The sequence below is a fragment of the Pseudorhizobium marinum genome, assembly GCF_000705355.1.
GTDB lineage: Bacteria > Pseudomonadota > Alphaproteobacteria > Rhizobiales > Rhizobiaceae > Neorhizobium > Neorhizobium pelagicum.
Genome location: NZ_JMQK01000030.1, coordinates 18599 through 41681, shown reverse-complemented (window position 1 = coordinate 41681; position 23083 = coordinate 18599). Strand labels below are relative to the sequence as shown.

Annotated in this window: 23 protein-coding genes and 1 riboswitch; of the genes, 14 read left to right on the top strand and 9 right to left on the bottom strand. The window is 65.0% G+C overall.

Annotation, left to right across the window (positions count from 1 at the left end):
- Positions 1–2 precede the first annotated feature (2 nt).
- From EO99_RS0123500 to EO99_RS0123485, 4 genes are all read right to left on the bottom strand, one after another.
- Positions 3–1001, bottom strand: coding sequence for a TRAP transporter substrate-binding protein (locus EO99_RS0123500; protein WP_029621004.1), 999 nt, complete (start codon positions 999–1001; stop codon positions 3–5).
- A gap of 9 nt (positions 1002–1010) precedes the next feature.
- The gene (locus EO99_RS0123495; RefSeq protein ID WP_029621003.1) at positions 1011–2834 is read right to left on the bottom strand and encodes a TRAP transporter large permease; all 1824 of its coding nucleotides are present in this window, start codon (positions 2832–2834) and stop codon (positions 1011–1013) included.
- 62 nt (positions 2835–2896) lie between these two features.
- On the bottom strand, positions 2897–3841 hold the full coding sequence (locus EO99_RS0123490; RefSeq protein WP_029621002.1) for an ABC transporter substrate-binding protein: 945 nt from the start codon (positions 3839–3841) through the stop codon (positions 2897–2899).
- Positions 3838–4620: an ABC transporter permease gene (locus EO99_RS0123485; protein WP_051680047.1), complete on the bottom strand. Its 783-nt coding sequence runs from the start codon at positions 4618–4620 to the stop codon at positions 3838–3840. The genes EO99_RS0123490 and EO99_RS0123485 overlap by 4 nt, the downstream gene beginning before the upstream one ends.
- Between EO99_RS0123485 and EO99_RS27725 the strand changes: the two genes are divergently transcribed.
- Entirely contained in the window at positions 4604–4792 is a 189-nt protein-coding gene (locus EO99_RS27725; RefSeq protein WP_156034993.1) for a hypothetical protein, read from the top strand. The genes EO99_RS0123485 and EO99_RS27725 overlap by 17 nt on opposite strands.
- Positions 4759–4862, bottom strand: a riboswitch (TPP riboswitch). (Overlaps the previous gene by 34 nt.)
- An 89-nt stretch (positions 4863–4951) precedes the next feature.
- On the opposite strand, the gene EO99_RS0123475 is transcribed toward EO99_RS27725, so the two are convergent.
- The 3 genes from EO99_RS0123475 to EO99_RS0123465 all read right to left on the bottom strand — a co-directional run bounded on the left by EO99_RS0123475 (position 4952) and on the right by EO99_RS0123465 (position 6490).
- Positions 4952–5455: a DUF4142 domain-containing protein gene (locus EO99_RS0123475; protein WP_081852179.1), complete on the bottom strand. Its 504-nt coding sequence runs from the start codon at positions 5453–5455 to the stop codon at positions 4952–4954.
- A 127-nt stretch (positions 5456–5582) separates the two neighbouring features.
- The gene (locus EO99_RS0123470) at positions 5583–5798 is read right to left on the bottom strand and encodes a hypothetical protein (protein WP_156034992.1); all 216 of its coding nucleotides are present in this window, start codon (positions 5796–5798) and stop codon (positions 5583–5585) included.
- A 113-nt stretch (positions 5799–5911) separates the two neighbouring features.
- Positions 5912–6490: a DUF4174 domain-containing protein gene (locus EO99_RS0123465; RefSeq protein WP_051680046.1), complete on the bottom strand. Its 579-nt coding sequence runs from the start codon at positions 6488–6490 to the stop codon at positions 5912–5914.
- Between the two features lie 41 nt (positions 6491–6531).
- Here EO99_RS0123465 and EO99_RS0123460 point away from each other — a divergent pair, with 41 nt between their 5' ends.
- The 8 genes from EO99_RS0123460 (at position 6532) to EO99_RS0123425 (ending at position 15015) form a co-directional block, all read left to right on the top strand.
- On the top strand, positions 6532–7323 hold the full coding sequence (locus EO99_RS0123460) for a DeoR/GlpR family DNA-binding transcription regulator (protein WP_029620997.1): 792 nt from the start codon (positions 6532–6534) through the stop codon (positions 7321–7323).
- Positions 7324–7404: 81 nt separating this feature from the next.
- Complete coding sequence (gene glpD, locus EO99_RS0123455) at positions 7405–8919, top strand: glycerol-3-phosphate dehydrogenase (protein WP_029620996.1); 1515 nt, start codon at positions 7405–7407, stop codon at positions 8917–8919.
- Between the two features lie 40 nt (positions 8920–8959).
- The gene (locus EO99_RS0123450) at positions 8960–10039 is read left to right on the top strand and encodes an ABC transporter ATP-binding protein (protein WP_029620995.1); all 1080 of its coding nucleotides are present in this window, start codon (positions 8960–8962) and stop codon (positions 10037–10039) included.
- Entirely contained in the window at positions 10039–11115 is a 1077-nt protein-coding gene (locus EO99_RS0123445; RefSeq protein WP_029620994.1) for an ABC transporter ATP-binding protein, read from the top strand. The genes EO99_RS0123450 and EO99_RS0123445 overlap by 1 nt, the downstream gene beginning before the upstream one ends.
- Entirely contained in the window at positions 11112–11978 is an 867-nt protein-coding gene (locus EO99_RS0123440) for a carbohydrate ABC transporter permease (RefSeq protein WP_029620993.1), read from the top strand. Before EO99_RS0123445 ends, EO99_RS0123440 begins: the two co-directional genes overlap by 4 nt.
- A 9-nt stretch (positions 11979–11987) precedes the next feature.
- Complete coding sequence (locus tag EO99_RS0123435) at positions 11988–12806, top strand: carbohydrate ABC transporter permease (RefSeq protein ID WP_029620992.1); 819 nt, start codon at positions 11988–11990, stop codon at positions 12804–12806.
- Entirely contained in the window at positions 12806–13225 is a 420-nt protein-coding gene (locus tag EO99_RS0123430) for a DUF2160 domain-containing protein (RefSeq protein ID WP_029620991.1), read from the top strand. Before EO99_RS0123435 ends, EO99_RS0123430 begins: the two co-directional genes overlap by 1 nt.
- A 65-nt stretch (positions 13226–13290) precedes the next feature.
- Positions 13291–15015, top strand: a complete 1725-nt coding sequence (locus EO99_RS0123425) for an ABC transporter substrate-binding protein (protein ID WP_029620990.1) — start codon at positions 13291–13293, stop codon at positions 15013–15015.
- A gap of 121 nt (positions 15016–15136) precedes the next feature.
- Here the strand turns inward: EO99_RS0123425 and EO99_RS27720 are convergent, their stop codons facing one another.
- Positions 15137–15313, bottom strand: a complete 177-nt coding sequence (locus EO99_RS27720; protein ID WP_156034990.1) for a hypothetical protein — start codon at positions 15311–15313, stop codon at positions 15137–15139.
- A 436-nt stretch (positions 15314–15749) separates the two neighbouring features.
- Here EO99_RS27720 and EO99_RS0123415 point away from each other — a divergent pair, with 436 nt between their 5' ends.
- Positions 15750–16643 (top strand): helix-turn-helix domain-containing protein, encoded by an 894-nt coding sequence (locus EO99_RS0123415; protein WP_210165101.1) that lies wholly within the window; start codon positions 15750–15752, stop codon positions 16641–16643.
- Between the two features lie 50 nt (positions 16644–16693).
- On the opposite strand, the gene EO99_RS0123410 is transcribed toward EO99_RS0123415, so the two are convergent.
- Positions 16694–18817, bottom strand: a complete 2124-nt coding sequence (locus EO99_RS0123410; RefSeq protein WP_029620988.1) for a TonB-dependent siderophore receptor — start codon at positions 18815–18817, stop codon at positions 16694–16696.
- A gap of 330 nt (positions 18818–19147) precedes the next feature.
- Between EO99_RS0123410 and EO99_RS0123405 the strand changes: the two genes are divergently transcribed.
- The 4 genes from EO99_RS0123405 to EO99_RS0123390 are packed head-to-tail and all read left to right on the top strand — an operon-like array spanning position 19148 to position 23041.
- On the top strand, positions 19148–20146 hold the full coding sequence (locus EO99_RS0123405) for an iron-siderophore ABC transporter substrate-binding protein (protein WP_029620987.1): 999 nt from the start codon (positions 19148–19150) through the stop codon (positions 20144–20146).
- Positions 20143–21186, top strand: a complete 1044-nt coding sequence (locus EO99_RS0123400) for a FecCD family ABC transporter permease (RefSeq protein WP_029620986.1) — start codon at positions 20143–20145, stop codon at positions 21184–21186. Before EO99_RS0123405 ends, EO99_RS0123400 begins: the two co-directional genes overlap by 4 nt.
- Positions 21186–22223 carry a FecCD family ABC transporter permease gene (locus EO99_RS0123395; RefSeq protein ID WP_029620985.1) on the top strand — a complete coding sequence of 346 codons (1038 nt, stop codon included), beginning with the start codon at positions 21186–21188 and terminating at the stop codon, positions 22221–22223. Before EO99_RS0123400 ends, EO99_RS0123395 begins: the two co-directional genes overlap by 1 nt.
- The gene (locus EO99_RS0123390) at positions 22220–23041 is read left to right on the top strand and encodes an ABC transporter ATP-binding protein (RefSeq protein ID WP_029620984.1); all 822 of its coding nucleotides are present in this window, start codon (positions 22220–22222) and stop codon (positions 23039–23041) included. The genes EO99_RS0123395 and EO99_RS0123390 overlap by 4 nt, the downstream gene beginning before the upstream one ends.
- Positions 23042–23083: the final 42 nt, after the last annotated feature.

Sequence of the window (23083 nt, the reverse complement as noted above, 5' to 3'; positions counted from 1 at the left end):
GATCAGCCGGTCTTGGCGATGGCGTCGATGACCTCCCGGCCACCGACCACTGCCTCGAACTCTGCCCAGACGGACTGGGCGCCCTTCTGCCATTCTTCCAGCGCGTCGGGTTCCAGCACCTGTCCGCCGTGTGCCCGGGCAACCTCCAGCGAGGCCGCCTCGTCCGCCTGCATCAGGCCGTTGAAATAAATGGCCGCGTCGGTCGAAACCGCCGTCAGCACCGCCTTCTCCTCGTCTCCCAGGCCATCCCAGAAGCTGCCCGCATAGAAGATCACGCCGGAGGAGCGGATGTGGGCGGTGCGGGTGAGGAAAGGCACCACCTCGTAGAGCTTGAAGCCCGCATAGGCGGAGGCGGTGAGATCCATGGCATCGGCGACGCCGGTCGCCAGCGCATTATAGGTCTCGGTGATCGGGATGCCGACCGGCACGGCGCCGAAGGCGCTCCACAGGCTGGTGTGCAGCCGGCTCTGGATGACGCGCATGGTCTTGCCGGCCAGCTGCTCCGGCCGCGTGATCGGCTCGCGGGCAAGCAGATGCCGGGCGCCGTAGTCGATGAAGCCGCCGACGACGAAGCCCTCATCGGCAAGGCGCGCCTTCAGGTCTTCACCGAGCGGCCCGGAGACGACGCGGCTCAGGTGGCCGGCATCGCGAAACAGGAACGGCAGGTCGAGCACCTGGAGTTGCGGCACCCAGGCCGACAGCGTCGAGACGGTCGAGAGGCTGGCCTGGATCGAGCCGAGGCGGGCGCCGTCGGCGACCTCCTTCTCGCCGCCGAGCGCCGCATTGGGGACGATCCGCAGCCGGAAGCGTCCCGGCAGGCGCTCCTCCAGCCGCGCCGCGATCCAGTGCCAGACCTGCGTCTCGGGCTTGTCCTCGCCAAGCAGCGAGGCGACCGTCAGCACCGACGTGCGGGCCAAGGCCGGCCGGACGAGGGCGGGGGCTGCAAGGGCCGGCGCGAGCGCGGCGGCGGTGATGAAGGTGCGGCGGGTGAAGGGGGGCATGGAAACCTCTCAGGCAGTGAGTGCAACAAGGCAAAGGACAAGGAGCGCCACGAGCAGCGCGGCGAGATAGGGCAGGACGGCCCGGAACAGATGGGCGGCGTTGACCCCGGTGAGGCCGGAAACCACCAGCACGAGCATGCCGACGGGCGGGGTGAGGCCGCCGATCATCAGGTTGACGACGAGGATGACGCCGAAGAAGACCGGGTCGATGCCGGCGGCGACGGCGGCCGGCAGCAGGATCGGGGCGAGCAGCAGGATGGCGGCGCCGATATCGAGCACCAGCCCCGCCCCGAGCAGCACGAGGTTACAGAGCAACAGTACGGCAAGCGGTTGATTGCCGAAGCCGGTGACGAGGCCGGTGACCGTTCCCGCCACGTCATCGATCGCCAGCAGGAAGGCGATGGGTGCGGCGGCGCCGATCAGCAAACCGATGGCGGCGGCCTCGCCGGCGGCCTGGCGGAAGGCGGCGGCGATGGTGCGCAGATCCCGTCTGCCGGCAAACGCCAGCAGCAGGGCGTAGCCTGCCGCGAGCGCCGCGGCCTCCGTGGTGGTGACGATGCCGATCCGGATGCCGGTCACGACCACCACCACCAGGCCGAGGGCCGGAAGTGCCGCGACCAAGGCCTGACGGCGCTGACGCCAGCCCGCCGTCGGCATCGGCGGCGTGGCGCGATGGACGAGATGGATGGCAAAGCCGAGGCAAAGCGCCATCAGCAGGCCGGCATAGGCGCCGCCGACGAGGAGTGCCCCGACGGACAGATCGGTTGCGGCAGCCAAAAGCAGAAAGGCGATCGAAGGCGGGATGACGTTGTCGAGGACGGAGGTGGCGGCGATCAGCGCACCGGCATCCGCCCGCCGGTAGCCGTGGCGGAGAAGCTGCGGGAAGAAGGTGCTGGCGCCGAAGGCGGCATTTGCGACGGAGGAGCCGGAGGCGCCGGAGAAGAGCACGCTGGTGAGGAGGGTCGTCTGGGCAAGGCCGGCAGGCCGATGGCCGACGAGGCTTGCGGCAAGCCGCACCAGGCGCTCCGCCGCCCCCGAGAGGGTGAGCAGCACGCCGGTCAGCAGGAAGAAGGGAATGGCGAGCAGCAGGAAGCGCGACAGGCCGCTTGCCGCTGTCGCCACGATCGCAGGCTCAGGGAGGCTGCTGCCGAAGGGAACGGCAAGCGCTGCCCCGGCGAGGAGACAATGGGCCAGCGGAGCGCCGAGCAAAAGGCCGAGGCCGGCGATCAGCAGCGCGATCAGACCCGGGGGCCAGTGACCGGGGGACCAGAGGCTCTCGAGGATGATCTCTGCCGGCAGAAGATGAACCGCAAGGCCGAGGAGACAAGACAACAGCGCGGACGTGCCCTTCCCTTCGACGATACGGCGAAGGACCAGCAGCACCAGAAGCAGTCCGGCGCTCGTGCTCAGGGCTGCCGGCCGCAGCCAGTCCGGCAGGCCGAGCACGACGGAGGTGGAGCCCATCATGCCGGCGGCCGCAGCGCCGCCGCTGACGAAGGCGAGTGCTGCGACGACCGTCACGGCATCGGCCACCAGATGCAGCGCCGGGCCCAGGGCTACGGGCGCTGCACGGCGCGCGATGTCGAGGCGCATGGCCAGAGCGCCCGACAGTGTGAGCGGCAGGCCCAGCGCGACCAGCAGCAGGAAGAGCCACAGCGCCGCCTCCTCCGCGCCGACCATGCCGGTCGAGAAGAGGTAGCGCAGGACGACCGAGGCCAGCACCAGCGCCAGAAGGACTGCCAGCACCGCCGCCGCCACGGTCGAGAGCGCCGCTTCGACGGCCTCCGCAAGGCGCCCGCTCTTCTGCTGCCAGTCGCTGGCCGGAGGCGGCAGTGATGGCGGCGCGGCACTATCCTTTACCGACAGGGGTCGCAGGTCTGTGTCCTCGCCTCGCCTCACCGCAGTTCGACGGCCAGGTCCTCGACGGCCGGCGCGCTGTCGATCAGCCCGCTTTCGGCCATGAAGGCGCCGAAGCGCTCGTAGCGGCCGCGGTCGAGGGCCGCCGGGCGCTTGGCAAAGCGCGGCAGCGTATCGAGGAAGGCCTGGCGGTTCAGCGCGTCATCGAGGTCCGGATAGGCCTTGATGAAGAGCTCCCAGGCCTCCTGCGGATGGTTGGTGAGGAAGATCGCGGCATCCTCGACGGCCTTCAGGAAGCGGGGAAGACGGTCGTCGCCGGCCATGTCCCTCTGGGCGACGAAGATCAGCTCGTCATAGACGGGAACGCCGTGCTCTTCGGGAAAGAAGGCATGGGGCTCGCCGCCTTCGAGGCGGATCTGGGTCAGCTCGAAATTGCGGAAGCCGCCGACGGTGGCGTCCACCTGGCCGCCGAGCAGCGAGGCGGTGAGCGCGAAGTTGACGTTGACGAGTTCGACGTCATCGAGGGACAGGCCTTCGGCCTCCAGGATACGCTTCAGCATGGCATCCTCGAAACCGGACACCGAAAAGCCGATCTTCCTGCCCTTCAGATCCGCCAGCGTCTTGACGGGACCATTGGCGAGAACCGTGATGGTGTTGAGCGGCGTCTCGACAAGCGTGCCGAAGCGGACGAGCGGCAGGCCCGCAGCGTGGTCGAGATAGAGGTTCGGCTGGTAATGCACGCCGATATCGGCCTGGCCGGCGGCGACCAGCCGCGGCACGGAGGACGGATCGGCCGGCGGCAGCAGTTCCACCTCGAGGCCCTGTTCGGCAAAGAGACCGCGCTCCTGGGCGACGACCATGGTCGCGTGATCCGGGTTGACGAACCATTCGAGCATCACGGTCAGCTTGTCGGCGGCTTGCGCTGGCAGGGGAAGCGCCAGGAGCGCGAGCGCGCCGAGGAGGGGAAGCAGGCGTCGTGTCATGATTTTATTCTCCGGCTAATTAAATTAAGGGGGCGATGGTCGGATTCCGGCGCCCAAGGGGCGAGCGGCGCCGTCAGGCGGTCGACGGCGGCGCGCAGGAGGAGGGTCATGGCCGCGAGTAGCGCCATGGCGGCAAAGACGGTGTCGGTCTGCATGCGGGCATTGGCCTGCACCATGACGAAGCCGAGACCCGCGGAGGCGCCGACCCATTCGCCGACCACGGCACCGATTGGCGCCAGCGGCGCGGCAACGCGCAGGCCCGAAACGAGCGCCGGCAGCGCCAGCGGCAGGCGGATGTGGCGGAGCACCTGCCAATGACTGGCCTTGGTGAGCGCGGCGGCATCGAGCAGGACCGGATCGGTGCGGTGCAAGCCGTCGGCGAAGGCGGATGCAACCGGAAAGAAGATGATGATCGTTGCCATCACTGCCTTGGAGGCCATGCCGAAGCCGAACCAGAGGACGAGAATGGGGGCGAGCACGAAGACCGGCAGCGCCTGCAGGACCAGCAGCATCGGCCAGGCGAGACGCCCGAGCCGGGGGAACGCCGCCATCGACAGGGCGGCGGCAAAGCCCAGCAGCGTGCCGCAGGCGAGACCGACGAGGATCTCCGACAGGGTGATCAGCCCGTTGCGCAGCAGGAATTCCGGCTGGCGGACCAGTGCTGCAGCCACCTGCAGCGGCGCGGGAAGAATGTAGCGGGGGGCGCCGACCAGCCAGACGACGGCCTGCCAGAGGGCGATCAGGCCCAGGAGGCCCGGTCCCATGTGCTTCAACGACATGGCAAGGCTCTACCGCGTCGGCGCCTGGTCGCCGCGCGAGCGCAGTCTGTCACGGATTGTGGTGCTGGATGCCATCAAACGATCTCCCGACGGTTACATCATGGAGATCCAGGTAAAGCGGAGAAGAGAATTGGCGCCTGATATGGCCGTTTCCGTTCCTACGCCGGTATGACCCGGATCAGGTTCAAGGGTCCGGCTCACCGCCATCTCAGCACCGTTACGATGCCCCCCTCGGAATTTCGTCATGTTTTGCGCAGACCGGCGGCAATGTCAATCGCCTTGCGCGGGAGCCAAGCCCGGCAGCGGCGGCGGGCGCCTCATGCGTTCCGCATCACGGAACCGACAGGTCCTGAGCGCGAAGGTAAAGCGTGCGGGTGCCGCCGATGTGATTGGTGGCGAATGTCTTCAGCGAACCTTCCGGGCCGGTTTCGCCGTAATCCTTCATCAGCTGGATCATGCTTTCCAGGGCGATCGCCTGGGCGGAGAAATAGGCGTTGTCGAACTGGTTCTGGAGCGCCGACTCCAGCGCCTGAAGCGTGTTGCGATCCTGCTCGCTCAGGTCCGCCGCCGGATCCACGCCCTCCTCGACGAGCGCCTCTTTCAACTCCGCCACAAACCGGCGCTGGTTCTCCGTCACCGTCTCGGCGAAGGCGCGCACCGACTCCTCCTGCCCACGGGAGAGCGCCAGTTCTGCCGATTCCACGAGGAAGTGGCTCAGGCTGGCCAAGCGTCCGGAAAAGGACTGCCTAGCATCCTCCTGCGCCGCAGCCTGCACGGCGCCCAAGGGTATGAGCAGAAGCGCAAGCATGAGTATCCGGGATGCTGACCTGAACATGAAAAAGAACCTTTCCTGCTGATGACCGGGCTGATGATGGAGAAGGCGCCGCCGCGGCGGCGCTCCCTGATCTCGAACCGCAGATCGTTGCCGAAGTTCCCGCGGCCGGACGCTGCCCGGAAGGACGCTACTGCGCCGGCTCGCTTGGCTCGTCGGTGAGCGCGGGATGGCTCGTCTGATCCTCGACGCCGCTCGGCGGCGCTTCGTCGGTGCGCTCGTAGGGCTCCTCGACGATCACGGTGGAGGTCGACGCAAGGTCCTGGACAAAAAGGAAGAAGCCCCCGACGACCACGACGATCACCGCCGCGGCAATGAACATGAGCTTTTTCGTGCGACTATCCATGGCTTGCTCCATTTGCTGTGGATCTCTCCAACCATGGAGCGCGGCGGAAGTTGCAAGGCATTTCCTCGCGGCGGCTTCTCCGTCGCTGAGCCACCCCGAGCCCTAGCAGGATATCAGTCCTGCTCGGCGCGACGCATGGGCATGCGGTCGATGAGGCCGAACAGCGCTTCGCTGTCGACAAACTCGCCGCTCTTCAGTTTTGCACCTCCGTCCTTGCCGATCAGGACCACTTGAAACTCACCGGGCGCGATGTCGGCCTGCCGGCGAAGTTCGGCGGCGTCGAGGTCGCCGATGCTGCCATAGACGGCTTCCGCGGTCTCCTCGGTCACCCGCACGACGACCATGTCGCGATCGGCGAGTGCCGCATCGGAGCGTGTGAACTCCGCCAGTTGCCGTTCCAGCCGGGCCTCACCCGCCGCGCCAAAGACGAGGGCGATGCGGTTCTTCCAGGTAAGCTGCGACAGGCTATCCATGGCGGATGCCTGCAGTGGAACCAGAAGGGCCAGCACCGTTGCGATCATCGGCCTTTGCATCTGCATCTCCCATCGGTTTGCGACCTGATCCTTGTGGTGGCGTCTGTCGATAACCTCAACGCCAGTTCGCCCGCCGAAGTTCACTCGGACGGAAAAACTTCTCAGGACCGGCAGCTCTCGGATCATCGTGATCTGGCTTTCGTTCACATTCTTCTTCATGGTATTACCGCAGGCATCGAAAGCGAAACGAAAGGCACCAGATGTTTCTCACGTCCCGGCAGTCGGAAATCGTCGAGCTGGCGAAGTCGCATGGCCGCGTTCTCGTGGAAGAGCTGGCGGGGCGTTTCGCGGTTTCACCGCAGACGATCCGGAAGGACCTGAACGATCTCTGCGACCAGCGGCTGCTCAACCGCATCCACGGCGGCGCGACGTTCCCGAGCAGCACGGAAAACATGCAGTACGAGGCACGCCGGCAGATTGCGGCACAGGAGAAGCAGGCGATCGGGCTTGCCGCCGCCCGCCTGATCCCCAACAACGCTTCCCTCTTCATCAATATCGGCACCACGACGGAAGCCGTCGGCGAAGCCTTGGTCGATCATCACGAGATGATGGTCATCACCAACAACATCAATGTTGCCAATCGCTTGCGCCTTCTCCCGGCCATGGAGGTGGTGATTGCCGGCGGCGTCGTGCGCGCTTCCGACGGCGGCATCGTCGGCGAGGCGGCGGTGGATTTCATCCGCCAGTTCAAGGTCGATTTCGCCGTGATCGGCACCTCTGCCATCGATGCGGACGGCGCCTTGCTGGATTTCGATTTCCGCGAAGTGAAGGTCGCACAGGCGATCATCGCCAATGCGCGCCACGTCATCCTGGTCGCAGATTCCACCAAGTTCGAACGGACCGCGCCCGTTCGCATCGCCCAGATCTCACAGGTTCACAGCTTCATCACCGACCACTGTCCGCTACCGTCGTTCCGGCGGATCTGCGCCGACAACAATGTCGAGCTGATCGAGACCGATGCGGCCGCGGATCGATCCGAAGGTTTCATTTGACATTCGTTTTATGTTCGGATCAACTTGTTACTGTTTTCGGCATCGGAACCGTCGACAGCATCCGAAGCATGAGAGGTAAATGTGACTGAGCCCGACATCGACATCTTCGTCATCGGCGGCGGCATCAACGGATGCGGCATCGCGCGTGATGCCGCGGGCCGCGGATACCGCGTCGCGCTGGCCGAGATGAACGACTTCGGCTCCGGCACCTCGTCCGGATCGACCAAGCTCATCCACGGCGGACTTCGCTATCTGGAACACTATGAATTCCGCCTGGTGCGCGAGGCGCTGATGGAGCGCGAAGTGCTCTGGGCGATGGCGCCGCATATCATCTGGCCGATGCGCTTCGTGCTGCCGTTCCAGAAGGGCGGCGTGCGCCCGGCCTGGCTGATCCGCCTCGGCCTGTTTCTCTACGACCACCTCGGCGGCCGCAAGCTGCTGCCGCCGACAAAGAGCCTCGACATGCGGCGCGACCCGGCGGGCAAGCCGTTGAAGCCGATCTTCACCAAGGCCTTCGAATATTCGGACGGCTGGGTGGACGATGCGCGCCTGGTGGTGCTGAACGCCCGCGACGCCGCCGGCCGTGGCGCGCAGATCCTGGCACGCACCAAGGTGATCCGGGCCGAACACCGCGACGGCTGCTGGTCGATCGAGCTCGAGGACACCCGCAGCGGCGCCCGTCGCAGCATGACGGCGCGCATGCTGGTGAATGCAGCCGGCCCCTGGGTCGATCAGGTTCTGTCGCGGGCGATGGGGCACAATGGCCGGCCGACGGTCCGCCTGGTGCAGGGCAGCCACATCGTCGTGAAGAAGAAGTTCGACGACCCGCGGGCCTATTTCTTCCAGAATCCCGACAACCGGATCATCTTCGCCATCCCCTACCAGCAGGACTACACGCTGATCGGCACCACCGATCGCGATTTCGGCAGCGATCCGACGGATGTCCGGATCAGCCAGGAGGAAACCGATTACCTCTGCTCTGCCGCCAGCGAATATTTCCGCGAACCGGTCCGGCCCGAAGACATCGTCTGGACCTATTCCGCCGTGCGCCCCCTTTACGACGACGGGGCATCGAAGGCGCAGGAGGCCACCCGCGACTACGTGCTGAAGACGGACGAAACCGAAGGGGCGCCGCTCCTGAACGTCTTCGGCGGCAAGCTGACCACCTATCGCCGGCTTGCCGAACACGCGCTGGAAAAGATCGGCGACGCGATCGGCGTCAAGGGAAGCCCCTGGACGGCCGGCAGCCACCTGCCCGGCGGCGATTTTCCGGCAACCGGCTACGAAGAGCTTGTCGACCGGCTTCTGGGTCGTTTCCCGTTCCTGGCGGATGCCCATGCCCGGCGTCTGGTCCGCGCCTATGGCACCGACACGTTCGAGATGCTGGCGGGCGCCACATCGGCGGCCGAACTTGGAGCGCTGTTCGGCGGCGATCTCTATGCCCGCGAGGTCGAGTGGCTGATCGCCCGCGAATGGGCCCACGGGGCAGACGACATTCTGTGGCGCAGGACGAAACAGGGCCTGCGCCTTACGACAGATCAAGCACATGCACTGGAGGAGTACATGGCGGCAATCCCAGCGAGGTCGGTGGGATAGCGCATGTGGTCCCCGCGGAGGAGGAGGCCCGGGAACCTGAATGCTGGAATTGCGAAACATCGAAAAGGTTGTCGGGGAGGAGCATCACATCCACCCCACCAGCCTCGTGCTTGAACGGGGAACGTTGAACGTCCTTCTGGGACCGACGTTGTCCGGCAAGACGTCGCTCATGCGGCTGATGGCGGGGCTCGACGTGCCGACCGCTGGCTCCATCCATTTCGATGGCCAGGACGTCACCGGCGTTCGGGTGCAGGATCGCCATGTCGCGATGGTCTACCAGCAGTTCATCAACTACCCGGCCATGACGGTCTACGAGAACATCGCCTCGCCGATGCGCGTCGCCGGCAAGGACAAGGCGACGATCGACCGGGAGGTGCGCAAGGCCGCCGAACTCCTGAAGCTGACGCCCTATCTCGACCGGACGCCCCTCAACCTCTCCGGCGGACAGCAGCAGCGCACGGCGCTCGCCCGGGCGCTCGTCAAGAACGCCAGCCTCGTCCTGCTGGACGAGCCGCTGGCCAACCTCGACTACAAGCTGCGGGAAGAACTGCGCGAGGAGCTGCCGCGGATCTTCTCCCAGTCGGGCGCCGTCTTCGTCTATGCCACCACCGAACCGACGGAAGCGCTGCTTCTGGGCGGCAGGACCGCCACGCTGAGCCAGGGACGGGTGACGCAGTACGGCGAGACGATCGAGGTCTACCGGCGGCCGGCCGATCTGCTGACGGCGAAAACTTTCGCCGACCCGCCGCTCAACACGATAGGAATGACGAAGACGGGACAGGGGCTGCATATCGACGAGCAGCAGGCCATTCCCGTGCCGCCCCACCTGGTTTCGGTCCCGGACGGCCCGGTGACGATCGCCTTCCATCCGCATCACCTGTCGGTGCGACCGGTGTCGAACACAGCCGCCAGGCTTTCCGTCCAGGCGCTGATCTCCGAGATCGCCGGGTCCGAGAGCTTCGTCCACATCGACTATCGCGGAAACCGCTGGGTGATGCTGCAGCACGGCGTGCACGAGGTCGACCCCGACACCATGATCGACGTCCATCTCGACACGCGCCACCTGATGGCGTTCGGCGAAGACGGTCGGTCCCTCCATGCCATGACGGGAGACGCATGATGGCCCGGATCACGCTCGACCACATCCGTCATGCCTACGGGCCGAAGCCATCCGCGGACAAGGACTATGCGCTGAAGGAAGTGCATCACGAGTGGGACGACGGCGGCGCCTACGCGCTTCTCGGGCCATCCGGCTGCGGCAAGACGACCCTGCTCAACATCATCTCGGGGTTGCTGACCCCGTCGGAGGGAAAGATCCTCTTCGACGGCACCGACGTTACCCATCTGCCCACCGAGAAGCGCAACATCGCGCAGGTCTTCCAGTTTCCGGTGATCTACGACACGATGACCGTCTACGACAACCTGGCCTTCCCGCTGCGCAACCGCAGGCTGCCGGAGGCCGAGGTGGACAAGCGCGTCCGCGATATCCTGTCGATGATCGATCTATCCGACTGGGCAGGCCGCAAGGCGCAGGGGCTGACCGCCGACCAGAAGCAGAAGATTTCGCTCGGCCGCGGGCTGGTGCGCAGCGACGTCAACGCCATCCTCTTCGACGAGCCGCTGACGGTGATCGATCCGCACATGAAGTGGGTGCTGCGCTCGCAGCTGAAGCGGCTGCACCGGCGCTCCGGCTTCACCATGGTCTATGTCACTCACGACCAGACGGAAGCCCTGACCTTCGCCGACAAGGTCGTGGTCATGTACGAGGGCGAGATCGTCCAGATCGGCACGCCGGTGGAGCTCTTCGAGCGGCCACGCCATACCTTCGTCGGCTATTTCATCGGGTCGCCGGGCATGAACTTCCTGCCGGCAGCCCTTGCGGGCTCCATCATCACCGTGGGCCATCAGCAGATCGCGCTGGCGCACCGACCGGAGGTCGCGCCCGACGCGAAGCTGGAGCTCGGCATCCGGCCGGAGTTCGTGAAGCTCTCGCGGGAGGGAATGCCGATCTCGATCTCGAAGGTGGAGGACGTGGGGCGGCAGAAGATCGTGCGCGCCAGCTTCCAGGGCCATCCGCTGGCCGCCGTCGTGCCGGAGGATACGGAGATCCCGGCCGACCCGCGCGTTGCCTTCGAGCCGGGTGCCCTCAACCTCTATGCCAATTCGTGGCGCGTCGAGACGGGAGCCCGACCATGAACAAGACGTGGAACAACAAGGCCTGGTTCCTGGTGTTGCCGGTGCTGCTGCTGGTCGCCTTTTCCGCCATCATCCCGCTGATGACGGTGGTCAATTATTCGATGCAGGACACCTTCGGCAACAACCAGTTCTTCTGGGCGGGGACCGACTGGTTCACCGACGTCCTCCACTCCGACCGTTTCTGGAATGCGCTCGCCCGCAACCTGATCTTCTCCTTCGTCATCCTCGCCATCGAGATCCCGCTCGGCATCTTCGTGGCGCTGAACATGCCGAAAAAGGGCCTCGGCGTGCCGGTCTGCCTAGTGCTGATGGCCCTGCCCCTGCTGATCCCGTGGAATGTGGTCGGCACCATCTGGCAGGTCTTTGGCCGCGTCGACATCGGCCTTCTCGGCCATTACCTGCGCATTCTCGGGGTCGACTACAACTACACGCAGGACCCGGTCGATGCCTGGGCGACCGTGATCGTCATGGACGTCTGGCATTGGACAAGCCTCGTCGTGCTCTTGTGCTACGCGGGCCTCGTGTCGATCCCGGACGCCTACTACCAAGCGGCCAAGATCGATGGCGCCTCGCGCTGGTCGGTGTTCCGCTACATCCAGCTGCCGAAGATGAAGCGGGTGCTGCTGATCGCCGTCCTGCTGCGTTTCATGGACAGCTTCATGATCTACACGGAACCCTTCGTCGTCACCGGCGGCGGACCGGGCAATTCGACCACCTTCCTGTCGATCGACCTCGTGAAGATGGCGGTCGGCCAGTTCGACCTGGGACCGGCGGCGGCGATGTCGATCATCTACTTCCTGATCATCCTGCTCCTGTCATGGGTCTTCTACACCGTGATGACGAGCCAGGACGCGAAAGGCTAGGGGGCGACCATGAACACGTCAGACACCAAGAGAAGCTGGTCCTGGGTCATCCCGACCCTCTACATCCTGTTCCTGATCGTGCCGATCTACTGGCTGGTCAACATGAGCTTCAAGAGCAACTCGGAGATCCTCGGGAACTTCTCGCTCTGGCCGCAAAGCCCGACGATCCGAAACTACATGGTGATCTTCACCGATCCGTCCTGGTACAACGGCTACATCAACTCGATCCTCTACGTGGTGATGAACACGGTCATTTCGGTGACCGCCGCTCTGCCGGCCGCCTATGCCTTTTCCCGCTACCGGTTCCTCGGCGACAAGCACCTGTTCTTCTGGCTGCTGACCAACCGCATGGCGCCGCCGGCGGTCTTCGCCCTGCCCTTCTTCCAGCTCTATTCCGCCTTCGGCCTCATCGACACGCATATCGCCGTGGCCATCGCCCACTGCCTCTTCAACGTGCCGCTGGCGGTGTGGATCCTGGAGGGCTTCATGTCCGGCGTGCCGAAGGAAATCGACGAGACGGCCTATATCGACGGCTATTCCTTCCCGCGGTTCTTCGTGAAGATCTTCATGCCGCTGATCGCCTCGGGCATCGGCGTTGCCGCCTTCTTCTGCTTCATGTTTTCCTGGGTGGAACTGCTGATTGCGCGGACGCTGACCACCACGGACGCAAAGCCGATCGCGGCAACCATGACCCGCACCGTCTCTGCCTCGGGCATGGACTGGGGCGTGCTGGCCGCCGCCGGCGTGCTGACGATCATTCCGGGAGCGCTCGTCATCTATTTTGTCCGCAACTACATTGCCAAGGGCTTTGCCCTGGGGAGGGTCTGATGGCCGCCGTATCCAGACGCAGCCGCCGCTGGCCCATCGCGCTGGCCTGCATCCTTGCGATCTACGGCGCAGCCGCCGGTTCGCTCGCCCTTTCCCTGCCGGTCGAGGACGGCGCACGCGACTGGTTTGCGCCGCTTTCCCCGGGTGGCTGGATGGCATGGTCCTTCCCCTCGGCAATGTTCTTCCTGACGATCCTGGCGCTCCTTTGCCTGATGGCCGTGTGGGAATATGCCCGGCCGGGCGGTCACCCGAGGGTCGGCATCCTCGGATTCGAGACGACGCGCGGCGACCGGCTCTTCATTTCGCTGCTGGGATCGGCCTTCATCAATCTCGCATGGCTGGGGCTGATCGGCTCCAGCCTGTGGTGGTCTCTTGCACTCAGCCTGATTTACGCGCTCGCCGTGTTCAGGACCGTCTGAGGCAAGTCGACGGGATGCCCTCAGCGGCATTCCGAGAACGTGCAATCGCAACCTGGGAGGATGATATGCGACGGCATCTTATGACAACAACGGCAGCGGTGCTGCTGGCCATGACCGGCAGTGCCTTTGCCGGAATGGAAGAGGCAAAACAATTCCTCGACGCGGAAATCGGCGACATGTCGGTCCTGTCCCGCGCCGAGCAGGAACAGGAAATGCAGTGGTTCATGGACGCGGCGCAGCCTTTCGCCGGCTTGGACATCAAGGTGGTGTCGGAGACGATCACGACCCACGAATATGAATCGAAGGTGCTGGCGCCGGCCTTCACGGCCATCACCGGCATCAAGATCACGCACGATCTGATCGGCGAAGGCGATGTCGTCGAAAAGCTGCAGACGCAGATGCAGTCGGGCGAGAACATCTACGACGCCTATGTCAACGATTCCGACCTGATCGGCACCCACTGGCGCTACCAGCAGGCCCGCTCGCTGACCGACTGGATGGCGAACGAAGGCAAGGACGTCACCAACCCGGGTCTCGACCTGGAGGACTTCATCGGCCTGAAGTTCACGACCGCGCCGGACGGCGACCTCTACCAGCTGCCGGACCAGCAGTTCGCCAACCTCTACTGGTTCCGTTACGACTGGTTCAACGACGAGAAGAACCAGGCGGACTTCAAGGAGAAATACGGCTACGACCTCGGCGTGCCGGTCAACTGGTCTGCCTATGAGGACATCGCCGAGTTCTTCACCGGCCGGGAGATCGACGGCAAGAAGGTCTATGGCCACATGGACTACGGCAAGAAGGACCCGTCGCTCGGCTGGCGCTTCACCGACGCCTGGCTGTCGATGGCCGGCAACGGCGACAAGGGACTTCCGAACGGCCTTCCCGTCGACGAATGGGGCATCAAGGTCGACGAAAACTCACGGCCCGTCGGCTCCTGCGTTGCCCGCGGTGGCGATACCAACGGACCGGCGGCCGTCTATTCGATCCAGAAGTATCTGGACTGGATGAAGGCCTATGCGCCGGCAGCCGCTCAGGGCATGACCTTCTCGGAGTCCGGACCCGTACCGGCTCAGGGCGAGATCGCGCAGCAGATGTTCATGTACACGGCCTTCACCGCCGACATGGTCAAGGACGGCCTGCCGGTCGTCAACGAGGACGGCTCGCCGAAGTGGCGGTTCGCGCCGTCTCCGCATGGCGTCTACTGGAAGGGCGGCATGAAGCTCGGCTATCAGGACGTGGGGTCCTGGACGCTGCTGAAGTCCACGCCCGACGACCGCGCCAAGGCCGCCTGGCTCTACGCCCAGTTCGTCACCTCGAAGACGGTGGACGTGAAGAAGAGCCATGTCGGCCTGACGCTCATCCGGGAAAGCTCGATCCAGCACGAGAGCTTTACGGAGCGGGCGCCGAAACTGGGCGGCCTGATCGAGTTCTATCGCTCGCCGGCCCGCGTCCAGTGGTCGCCGACCGGTACCAATGTCCCCGACTATCCGAAGCTGGCACAGCTTTGGTGGCAGGCCATCGGTGATGCGGCTTCCGGTGCCAAGACCCCGCAGGAAGCCATGGATTCGCTGTGCGAAGAGCAGGAGAAGGTGCTTGAACGTCTCGAACGCGCCGGCGTTCAGGGCGACATGGGACCGAAACTCGCCGAAGAGCACGACATCGAGTATTGGAACAAGGATGCCGTCGCGAAGGGCAACCTCGCGCCGCAGCTGAAGATCGAGAACGAGAAGGAACAGCCGATCACCGTCAACTACGACGAACTGGTGAAGAGCTGGCAGACGAACTAGGCCAATCGAGGGGGCTGAGCCTCAGCCCCCTCTGCCCCGCATGCAGAGACCCGGCATTCGGCCGTCTCCGCAATGACAATCTGAATTTCAGAGGGCGCGAGAGCACCGGCCGACGGGCAGCTCACGACTGCTGCTGCGACGCCCGCTCCAGGGTCTCGACCCGCATCCTCTGCCCGGTCGCCCAGGACCGCGCAAACTGCTCGTGGTCGAAAGCCTTCTCGGTGACTTCGCCATCTTCACGAATGCGGACGATGAATTTGTCACCCTCCCGGACGATCCATGCGGAATTTCGTTGCATCACGCCACTCCGTACTCGGCTCATGAGGAACTCGGAAGATCAAGGGCACCTTCCATCAGCCAAGCTTAATGTATGGGCGGCATCTGCATAGTGCGATATCTCGCACTTCGAGGGGACCGTCTGACACCGTACAGAGCTGTCGCGGATCATCCATGGTCGCGTCAGGGATTCAGCGGAGGGTGGTCGCCTTGCGGCGGCGGATAGCAGATTGCGGCTGCCAAGGCGGGCGATCGACCGGTCGAGGGCATCAATTGCCTTGCCATCGCAGCAAAACCTGATAATCCGCTTCATGTTAAAGGGGCCGGTCATCGAGAGCGCATGGCGGCAGTTGGCTCCCAACGCCATTGGAGACGCCGGCTGTCATGACATGCTTCGTCGCGATGCCTCCTCACGCAGGCACAAACTCTATTCTGCCAGACGCGGGCGGGCTGCTGCATTGAGCTATCAGCATTCGATGACCTGCCATATGGACGGCATCCGAGCACTTGCTCCGGCGAAGTGGCGTGGGCTTGACGGGCTCATGAGCGTCTTCTGGGATGCGGAAGGCCAGGCCGGCGCCCATGCCTATTACGTGTCCCCGGATCCGCGTATCGTGATCTTCTTCAACGACGTCTCGTCGCAGATCCGCATGTCGAACCGGGAGAACGGCTTCGGACGGCATGACCGCCCCATGACACGCGCCGTCTATGTCCCTGCCGGGGTCCCCCTGTGGACGAAATTCACCGCCGGGCACCGGTTCTCGCATCTGGACCTGCATCTGCACAAGGACCGGCTGTTGCGATTCCTGTCGCCTTCCGTGGGAACCTCGGCTGCCCGATCGGCGGTGCGGCGCCCGGTGGAGATCCAGGACATCTCGGCCATCGGCGCGCTGGCCAACCTGCTGGTCGGAGAGGTCTCCACCCCGTCAAAACACCCCGTCTATGCGGAAAGCCTGGTCGGCAGCATCGTGAGCGGCCTTCTCGACATTCCCGAGCAGGATGGCGAGCAGGGAAACGGCAGGCTGACCCAGGCGCAGATGAACAAGCTGATCGCCCGCTTCAACGGCCAGGGCGACTGCCGCCTGAGCGTGGCCGAGATGGCCGAGACGGTCGGCCTGTCGGAAAGCTGGTTTGCCCATGTCTTCAAGCAGACGACGGGGAAGACGCCGCTGCAATGGCAGCTCGGACGGCGCATCGAGCTGGCGCAGCACCTCCTGCTGGAGAGTGGCCTGACCGTGGCCAGCATCGCCGCCCAGCTCGGCTTTTCCGACCAGGCACATCTGACGAAGGCTTTTCGGCAGATCGTCGGCGACACGCCCGCCGCCTGGCGCCGCCTTCAGCTCCTGCGCTGATCCGACAGAGCAATCCCACCCGAAGCAGTTCCGGGTGGGATGGAAATGTCTTACCAGGTCTGGCGCAGCGTGGCGTAGATGGCGCGACCGGGGTTGTAGTAGACGCCACCGCTATCCTGGCTCGCAACATGCTTCTCGTCGAAGAGATTGCTGGCGTTCAGCTGGAACGTCGTGTTCTCCTGGATCTTGTAGGTGAACGACGCATCGAACACGACGGCGCTTTCCGACGAGATCGTGTTGGTGATGTTGGTGAAGTAGGAGTCCATGTAGCGCGCTCCGAGCCCGAAGGTCATGTCGCCCCGTGCGCCCTCGCCTGCCAGAGTGTAGGTACCCCAGATCGAAGCCACGTGCTTTGGCACCCGCATGAGGCGGTTTCCGTCGTTTGCACCACCCGGTTCTTCGATCTTGGAGTCGATGTAGGTATAGGCGGCAATGACCTCGATGTTGTCCGTCACCTCGGCCTTGGCTTCCAGCTCGATACCCCGATGCCGGACCTCTTCGACGGTTTGCGGCAGATAGGTGACGCTGTCGTAGACCGTGATGTTGCCCTTCGTCAGATCGTAGACGGAGGCGGTGAACAGGGCCGGGAAGGCATCCGGACGGTATTTGATGCCGGCTTCATACTGCTTGCCCGTCGTCGGTTCGTTCCCGATGCCGGGAGGTGCGGCGGATTCGGCATAGCTTGCAAAGGCGGCCAGTTCTTCGGTGATCTTGTAGCTCAGTCCGAAGCGACCGGTGAACTCGCTGTGATCGTCAGAGCTCGTGACGCCGGTGAACAGGTTTGTCTCGCTCAGGTCAAGCCAGTCGTTGCGCAGGCCGACACTCGCCGTCAGCCTGTCGGAGAAGGTCAGATCCTGCTGCAGATAGATTGCCTTGGTCTTCTGGTCGTTCGCCGTCCCGGACGTCGGCGCGGTCGAGGCGGGCCCACCGGAATAGACCGGGTTCACCCAGTTGATGGGCGGAGCCGACGGATTGTAGAAGCCGTAGTTGACCGATTCGAAGTCATTGTATTCGACGCCGACCAGCGTGCGGCTCTCGACGTTGTCGAAGCTGGTCTCGTAGAGCAGGTTGGCATCGATGACGAACTGCTCGGTCGACTTGTCGTTGCCGAAGAAATAGCGTTTGGCGATGTTCGATCCATCCGTGCTCGTCGCGGAAAGATAGGCGCTGCCGAAGGCGTCGTCGCCGTTGGTATAACGGGCGTTGGAGCCGAAGCTCAGGCCATTGCCGAAATCATGGTCGAACATGACGCTGTAGGTGTTGCGGTTCGTCGATCGGAAATAATAGTCCGGCTCGCCGAAGAAGCGATCCCGGTCGAAGTCCGTGCCGAGCGGCTGGCCGCCGCTGCCGGGAACGCCGTCCATGTTGAGGTGATCGAAGACGAAGGAGAGGCTCGTCACATCCGTGGGGCGCCACGTCAGGCCGCCCATGATGAACTTCTTGTTGTCCTCGGAATAATCATATTCCGCATCCGCCCCCTGGAGCTTGCCCGTCAGGCGGTAGGAGAGCGTGTCGTCCTCTGTGATGTTGTCGCCGAAATCCAGGCCGACTTCCTTGTGGCTGTAGGATCCGCCGGTGACATAGGCTTCGCCGAACCGTTCGCTCTTCGGCAGCTTGGTGACGTAGTTGACCGAGCCGCCGGGTTCGGCCGCTCCGAAGCCGGCCGAACTGGCCCCCTTCAGCACCTCGATGCGCTCGAAGGCATAGGGTTCTTCGCGGGTTCCGCCGAAGGTGCGGCCGATCGCCAGACCATCCCGGTAGGTGTAGGGCGTGAAGCCGCGGATATCGAAGTAGTCGTAGCGGTCGTCGGATCCGTAGTAGTCGGTGACGACACCGGCGGTGTATTGCACAACCTGCTCGACGCTCTCGGCGCCGCGCTCCTGGACCTCCTTGGAGGTGATGACGGAGACCGAGGCGGGGGCGACCAGGATGTCGGTCGGCATCTTGCCGGTGCCCGTCGTCTTCGTGGCGACGACCGACCGCGCATCATCATCGGCACCGGTGCCTTCGATGACGATCGTCTCGAGGACGGTGGCGCCCTCCGTGCCATCGGCATCCTGGGCCGACGAACGCATAGGGGCGAAGGCGACGAGGGCCGTGCAGCCCAAAAGCAGCGCCGTCCGGTACCCGAGGGGAGCGCGCCTGGTGTTGCCGTCAGTTGTGTCGATGTGCATGGATCCGGTTCCAAAATTGCTGTTGCTGTTGCCGGCCGACCGTGGGAGTGCCGGCATCGCCTGAAGAGTGATTGCGGGTCCATCGGCAGAAGCCGCTCCTTCTCAGGCAAACGGATCACATCGTTTGCTGTGCGGAAGGTTTGGCTGAATTGACGTCCCCTGACCTCCCTACATAACTTGAGCATTTATATCCAGTATTGTAGAATCCATCGCTCTTGTAGGAATCCATGGAAACTTCGCCCCCTGCGACGACAAGGCGATCCGAGCCGACTTGACGCCGCCGCATGAACCTGAGACGGGAAGTCTACTTTAATCATGGAGATTTCGCCGATGCTGCGGTTCTTCCGTCTCGCCGTGCCGATGGTCGCCACATGCCTCTCCCTGATCGCCTGCGGCGACGCTCAGGCCGACGAGACGACCACCTATCCGATCACCATCCAGCATGCGCTCGGCACCACGACGATCGCCAAAAAGCCGGAACGCGTGGCGACGGTGGCCTGGGCCAATCATGAGGTCCCGCTGGCGCTCGGGATCGTCCCGGTCGGCTTTGCCGCGGCCAATTTCGGCGACGACGACGGTGACGGACTGCTGCCCTGGGTGGCCGAGAAGCTGACGGCGCTTGGCGGCGAGGCGCCGGTGCTCTTCGACGAGGGCGACGGCATCGACTTCGAGGCGGTGGCTGCCACCAACCCCGATGTGATCCTCGCCTCCTATTCCGGCCTCAGCCAGTCCGACTACGATACGCTGAGCCAGATCGCTCCGGTCGTCGCCTATCCGCAGTCTCCCTGGTCCACGGACTGGCGCGAGATGATCCGGTTCAACAGCGCCGGTCTCGGCATGACCGCCGAGGGCGAAAAGCTGATCGCCGAGATCGAGGCCGAGATTGCTGGCGTTGTCGCCGACTATCCGCAACTCCAGGGCAAATCGGCGATGTTCGTCACCCATCTGGATGCGACCGACCTCAGCACGGTGAGCTTCTATACGACGCACGACACTCGAGTGAGGTTCTTTGCCGATCTGGGCCTGACGTCGCCGAAAAGTGTCGTCGCGGCGTCGACGACCGGCAGTTTTTCGGGCTCCATCAGTGCCGAGCGGGTCGATGCCTTCGACGACGTCGACATCGTCGTGACCTATGGCAGCCAGGACCTGCTCGATGCCCTGAAGAGCAATCCGCTGATGTCGCGGATGCCGGCAGTGGCGCATGACGCCGTCGTCATGCTTGGCCGCGATCCGCTCGGCACCGCCGCCAACCCCACCCCGCTGTCGATCTCCTGGGTGTTGAAGGACTATGTGGCGCTTTTGGCGAAAGCCACCCAGAAGACCGAATGACGGCTGACGGCGTCCAGTCCAGGGGCCCGGGCCTGTATCCCGGAGCATCGCGCAGCGGCCGCAGCCTCTGGCTTGTCGTGCTGATTGCGCTGCTCGCCGCGCTGTGTGCCCTTTCGGTCGCCATCGGAACGCGGTCGGTCGGCTGGTCGGATATCGTTGCCGCGCTCGGGGGGCAGGTCGACAGCATCGACCAGGCCGCCGTTGCCGTGCGCATCCCGCGGACGCTGCTGGCCGTGCTGGCCGGCGCGGCGCTTGGGCTTGCCGGCGCGATCATGCAAGGGGTGACGCGCAACCCGCTCGCAGACCCCGGCATCCTCGGCGTCAACATGGGCGCGTCGCTCGCCGTCGTCATCGGGGTCGCCTGGTTCAACATCGCCTCGGCCCAGGCCTATATCTGGATCGCCATCCTGGGTGCCGGAGCATCCGCGGTCTTCGTCTACACCATCGGCTCGCTGGGGCGCGGCGGGGCGACGCCGCTGAAGCTGGCGCTGGCCGGCGCCGCCACCTCGGTTGCCTTCTCCTCCCTGGTGATCGCCGTGGTCCTGCCGCGCAGTGATATCGCCGGCGGCATCCGGTCGTGGCAGATCGGCGGCGTCGGCGGGGCGACCTTCGAGCGCATCGGGCATGTACTGCCGTTTCTCGCCGTCGGCTTTGCCATCAGCCTCCTGTCGGCGCGCAAGCTGAACTCGCTGGCGCTCGGCGACGATCTGGCTGCGGGTCTGGGCGAGCGCGTTGCCGTTGCCCGCGCCGTGGCCGCGCTGGGAGCAATCCTGCTGGCCGGCGCGACCACCGCCATCTGTGGGCCGATCGGCTTCGTCGGCCTGGTCGTGCCGCATTTCTGCCGGCTGCTGGCGGGCGTCGATCATCGCTGGCTACTGCCGTTTTCCGCGCTTGGCGGCGCCTGTCTGCTGACGGCCGCGGATGTCCTGGGGCGGGTCATCGCACGGCCGGGGGAACTCGACGTCGGGATCGTAACCGCGCTCGTGGGGGCGCCCTTCTTCATCTGGATCGTTCGACATCAGCGGGTGCGGGATCTGTGATGGCGCTATCCCCCACACTCTCGACCATCGTCGAAAACCGGCAGCGCCGCGTGCAAAGGCAGCGTCTCGTCGTCGCGGTCCTGCTCCTCCTGCTGACCGGAATGTTCTGCCTGACGCTGTCGCTGGGGCAATCCTTCACGCCACCGGGGGACGTTCTGCGCGTGCTTCTCGGCGAGGATGTCGCCGGGGCAAGCTTCACAGTCGGGCAATTGCGGCTGCCGCGGGCGCTCCTGTCGGTGCTGGCGGGCTTAAGCTTCGGGCTTGGCGGCGTCGCCTTCCAGATCATGCTGCGCAATCCGCTGGCCAGCCCCGATATCATCGGCATCAGCTCGGGGGCGAGCGCCGCGGCGGTATTTGCCATCGTCGTCTTGTCGCTGAGCGGACCGATCGTCTCGATCGTCGCGGTCGTCGCCGGGCTCGGCGTGGCGCTGCTGGTGTACGGCCTGTCGTTCACGAACGGCGTCGCCGGGACCCGGCTCATCCTTGTCGGGATCGGCGTCTCCGCCATGCTGGAAAGCGTCATCGCCTATATTCTGTCGCAGGCACCGGCCTGGAGCCTGCAGGAGGCGATGCGCTGGCTGACCGGCAGCGTGAACGGTGCGCAGCTTTCCCAGTCCCTGCCCCTCCTCCTGGGTCTCGTCGTCTTCGGCGCGCTGCTCCTCAGCCGGGGGCGCGATCTCGAGGCGCTGCGGCTCGGCGACGACACGGCCGCCGGGCTCGGCGTGCGGGTCGCCAGAACCCGGGTCATCGTCATCGTGGCCGCCGTCGGCCTGATCGCCTCGGCGACCGCGGTCACGGGGCCGATCGCCTTCGTCGCCTTCCTGTCCGGACCGATCGCCGCCCGCCTGATCGGCAGCAACGGGTCCCTGCTGATCCCCTCGGCGCTGATCGGCGCGATGCTGGTGCTGGTGGGAGATTATGCCGGCCAGTTCCTGCTGCCCGGCCGCTATCCGGTCGGCGTCATCACCGGGGCACTGGGGGCACCCTATCTGATTTTCCTGATCGTCCGCGTCAACCGGGCCGGAGGTTCCCTGTGACCCGTCATTCGCTCACCGCCAGCCAGCTTGCCGCCGGTTACGACGGCCTCGACATCTTCAGCGGCCTCGATCTCGCCGTGCCGCCGGGCGCCATCACCGTCATCGTCGGCGCCAATGCCTGCGGCAAGTCCACGCTGCTGCGCGCCATGTCCCGGCTTCTGACGCCGCGCCAGGGGCATGTACTGCTCGACGGAAAATCGATCCACCGGACACCCTCGAAGGAGCTCGCGCGGACGCTCGGCCTTCTGCCGCAGTCGCCGGTCGCGCCGGAAGGCATCACGGTTGCAGACCTCGTGGGTCGCGGCCGTCACCCGCACCAGGGGATGTTCTCGCGGTGGACGCGCCAGGACGACGAGGCGGTGGCCGCAGCGCTGACGGCGACCAAGACGATGGAGCTGGCCGAGCGGCCGGTGGACGAACTCTCGGGCGGGCAAAGGCAGCGAGTGTGGATCGCCATGGCGCTGGCGCAGCAGACGCAGATCCTGCTGCTGGACGAGCCGACCACCTTTCTCGACATCAGTCACCAGATCGAGGTGCTGGACCTCTTGACCGATCTCAACAGGACCCGTGAGACGACGATCGTCATGGTGCTGCACGATCTCAACCTTGCCGCCCGCTACGCCGACCATCTCGTCGCCATGGCCGGCGGGCGGCTGCATATCTCCGGCCGTCCGGAAGAGGTGCTGACCGAACAGACGGTGCGCGAGGTCTTCGGCCTCGAAAGCCGCATCATCACCGATCCGACCTCGGGCCGCCCGATCATGCTGCCGATCGGCCGGCACCGGATGGCGCCCGGCGATACCGAGGCCTCCCCATGATCACGTCCGCCCCGGCATTTCGCCTTTCTTGCTGTTCCCAAA

Excerpts from the sequence above, each read along its gene's own strand:
- EO99_RS0123445 (WP_029620994.1), top strand. The coding sequence starts at position 10,039 with ATGGCCCGGATCACGCTCGACCACATCCGTCATGCCTACGGGCCGAAG.
- EO99_RS0123405 (WP_029620987.1), top strand. The coding sequence starts at position 19,148 with ATGCTGCGGTTCTTCCGTCTCGCCGTGCCGATGGTCGCCACATGCCTC.
- EO99_RS0123470 (WP_156034992.1), bottom strand. The coding sequence starts at position 5,798 with ATGGATAGTCGCACGAAAAAGCTCATGTTCATTGCCGCGGCGGTGATC.
- EO99_RS0123490 (WP_029621002.1), bottom strand. The coding sequence starts at position 3,841 with ATGACACGACGCCTGCTTCCCCTCCTCGGCGCGCTCGCGCTCCTGGCG.
- EO99_RS0123435 (WP_029620992.1), top strand. The coding sequence starts at position 11,988 with ATGAACACGTCAGACACCAAGAGAAGCTGGTCCTGGGTCATCCCGACC.
- EO99_RS0123475 (WP_081852179.1), bottom strand. The coding sequence starts at position 5,455 with ATGTTCAGGTCAGCATCCCGGATACTCATGCTTGCGCTTCTGCTCATA.
- EO99_RS0123465 (WP_051680046.1), bottom strand. The coding sequence starts at position 6,490 with ATGAAGAAGAATGTGAACGAAAGCCAGATCACGATGATCCGAGAGCTG.
- EO99_RS0123400 (WP_029620986.1), top strand. The coding sequence starts at position 20,143 with ATGACGGCTGACGGCGTCCAGTCCAGGGGCCCGGGCCTGTATCCCGGA.
- EO99_RS0123485 (WP_051680047.1), bottom strand. The coding sequence starts at position 4,620 with ATGTCGTTGAAGCACATGGGACCGGGCCTCCTGGGCCTGATCGCCCTC.
- EO99_RS27725 (WP_156034993.1), top strand. The coding sequence starts at position 4,604 with ATGTGCTTCAACGACATGGCAAGGCTCTACCGCGTCGGCGCCTGGTCG.
- EO99_RS27720 (WP_156034990.1), bottom strand. The coding sequence starts at position 15,313 with ATGCAACGAAATTCCGCATGGATCGTCCGGGAGGGTGACAAATTCATC.
- EO99_RS0123430 (WP_029620991.1), top strand. The coding sequence starts at position 12,806 with ATGGCCGCCGTATCCAGACGCAGCCGCCGCTGGCCCATCGCGCTGGCC.
- EO99_RS0123500 (WP_029621004.1), bottom strand. The coding sequence starts at position 1,001 with ATGCCCCCCTTCACCCGCCGCACCTTCATCACCGCCGCCGCGCTCGCG.
- EO99_RS0123410 (WP_029620988.1), bottom strand. The coding sequence starts at position 18,817 with ATGCACATCGACACAACTGACGGCAACACCAGGCGCGCTCCCCTCGGG.
- EO99_RS0123460 (WP_029620997.1), top strand. The coding sequence starts at position 6,532 with ATGTTTCTCACGTCCCGGCAGTCGGAAATCGTCGAGCTGGCGAAGTCG.
- EO99_RS0123440 (WP_029620993.1), top strand. The coding sequence starts at position 11,112 with ATGAACAAGACGTGGAACAACAAGGCCTGGTTCCTGGTGTTGCCGGTG.
- EO99_RS0123395 (WP_029620985.1), top strand. The coding sequence starts at position 21,186 with ATGGCGCTATCCCCCACACTCTCGACCATCGTCGAAAACCGGCAGCGC.
- EO99_RS0123450 (WP_029620995.1), top strand. The coding sequence starts at position 8,960 with ATGCTGGAATTGCGAAACATCGAAAAGGTTGTCGGGGAGGAGCATCAC.
- EO99_RS0123425 (WP_029620990.1), top strand. The coding sequence starts at position 13,291 with ATGCGACGGCATCTTATGACAACAACGGCAGCGGTGCTGCTGGCCATG.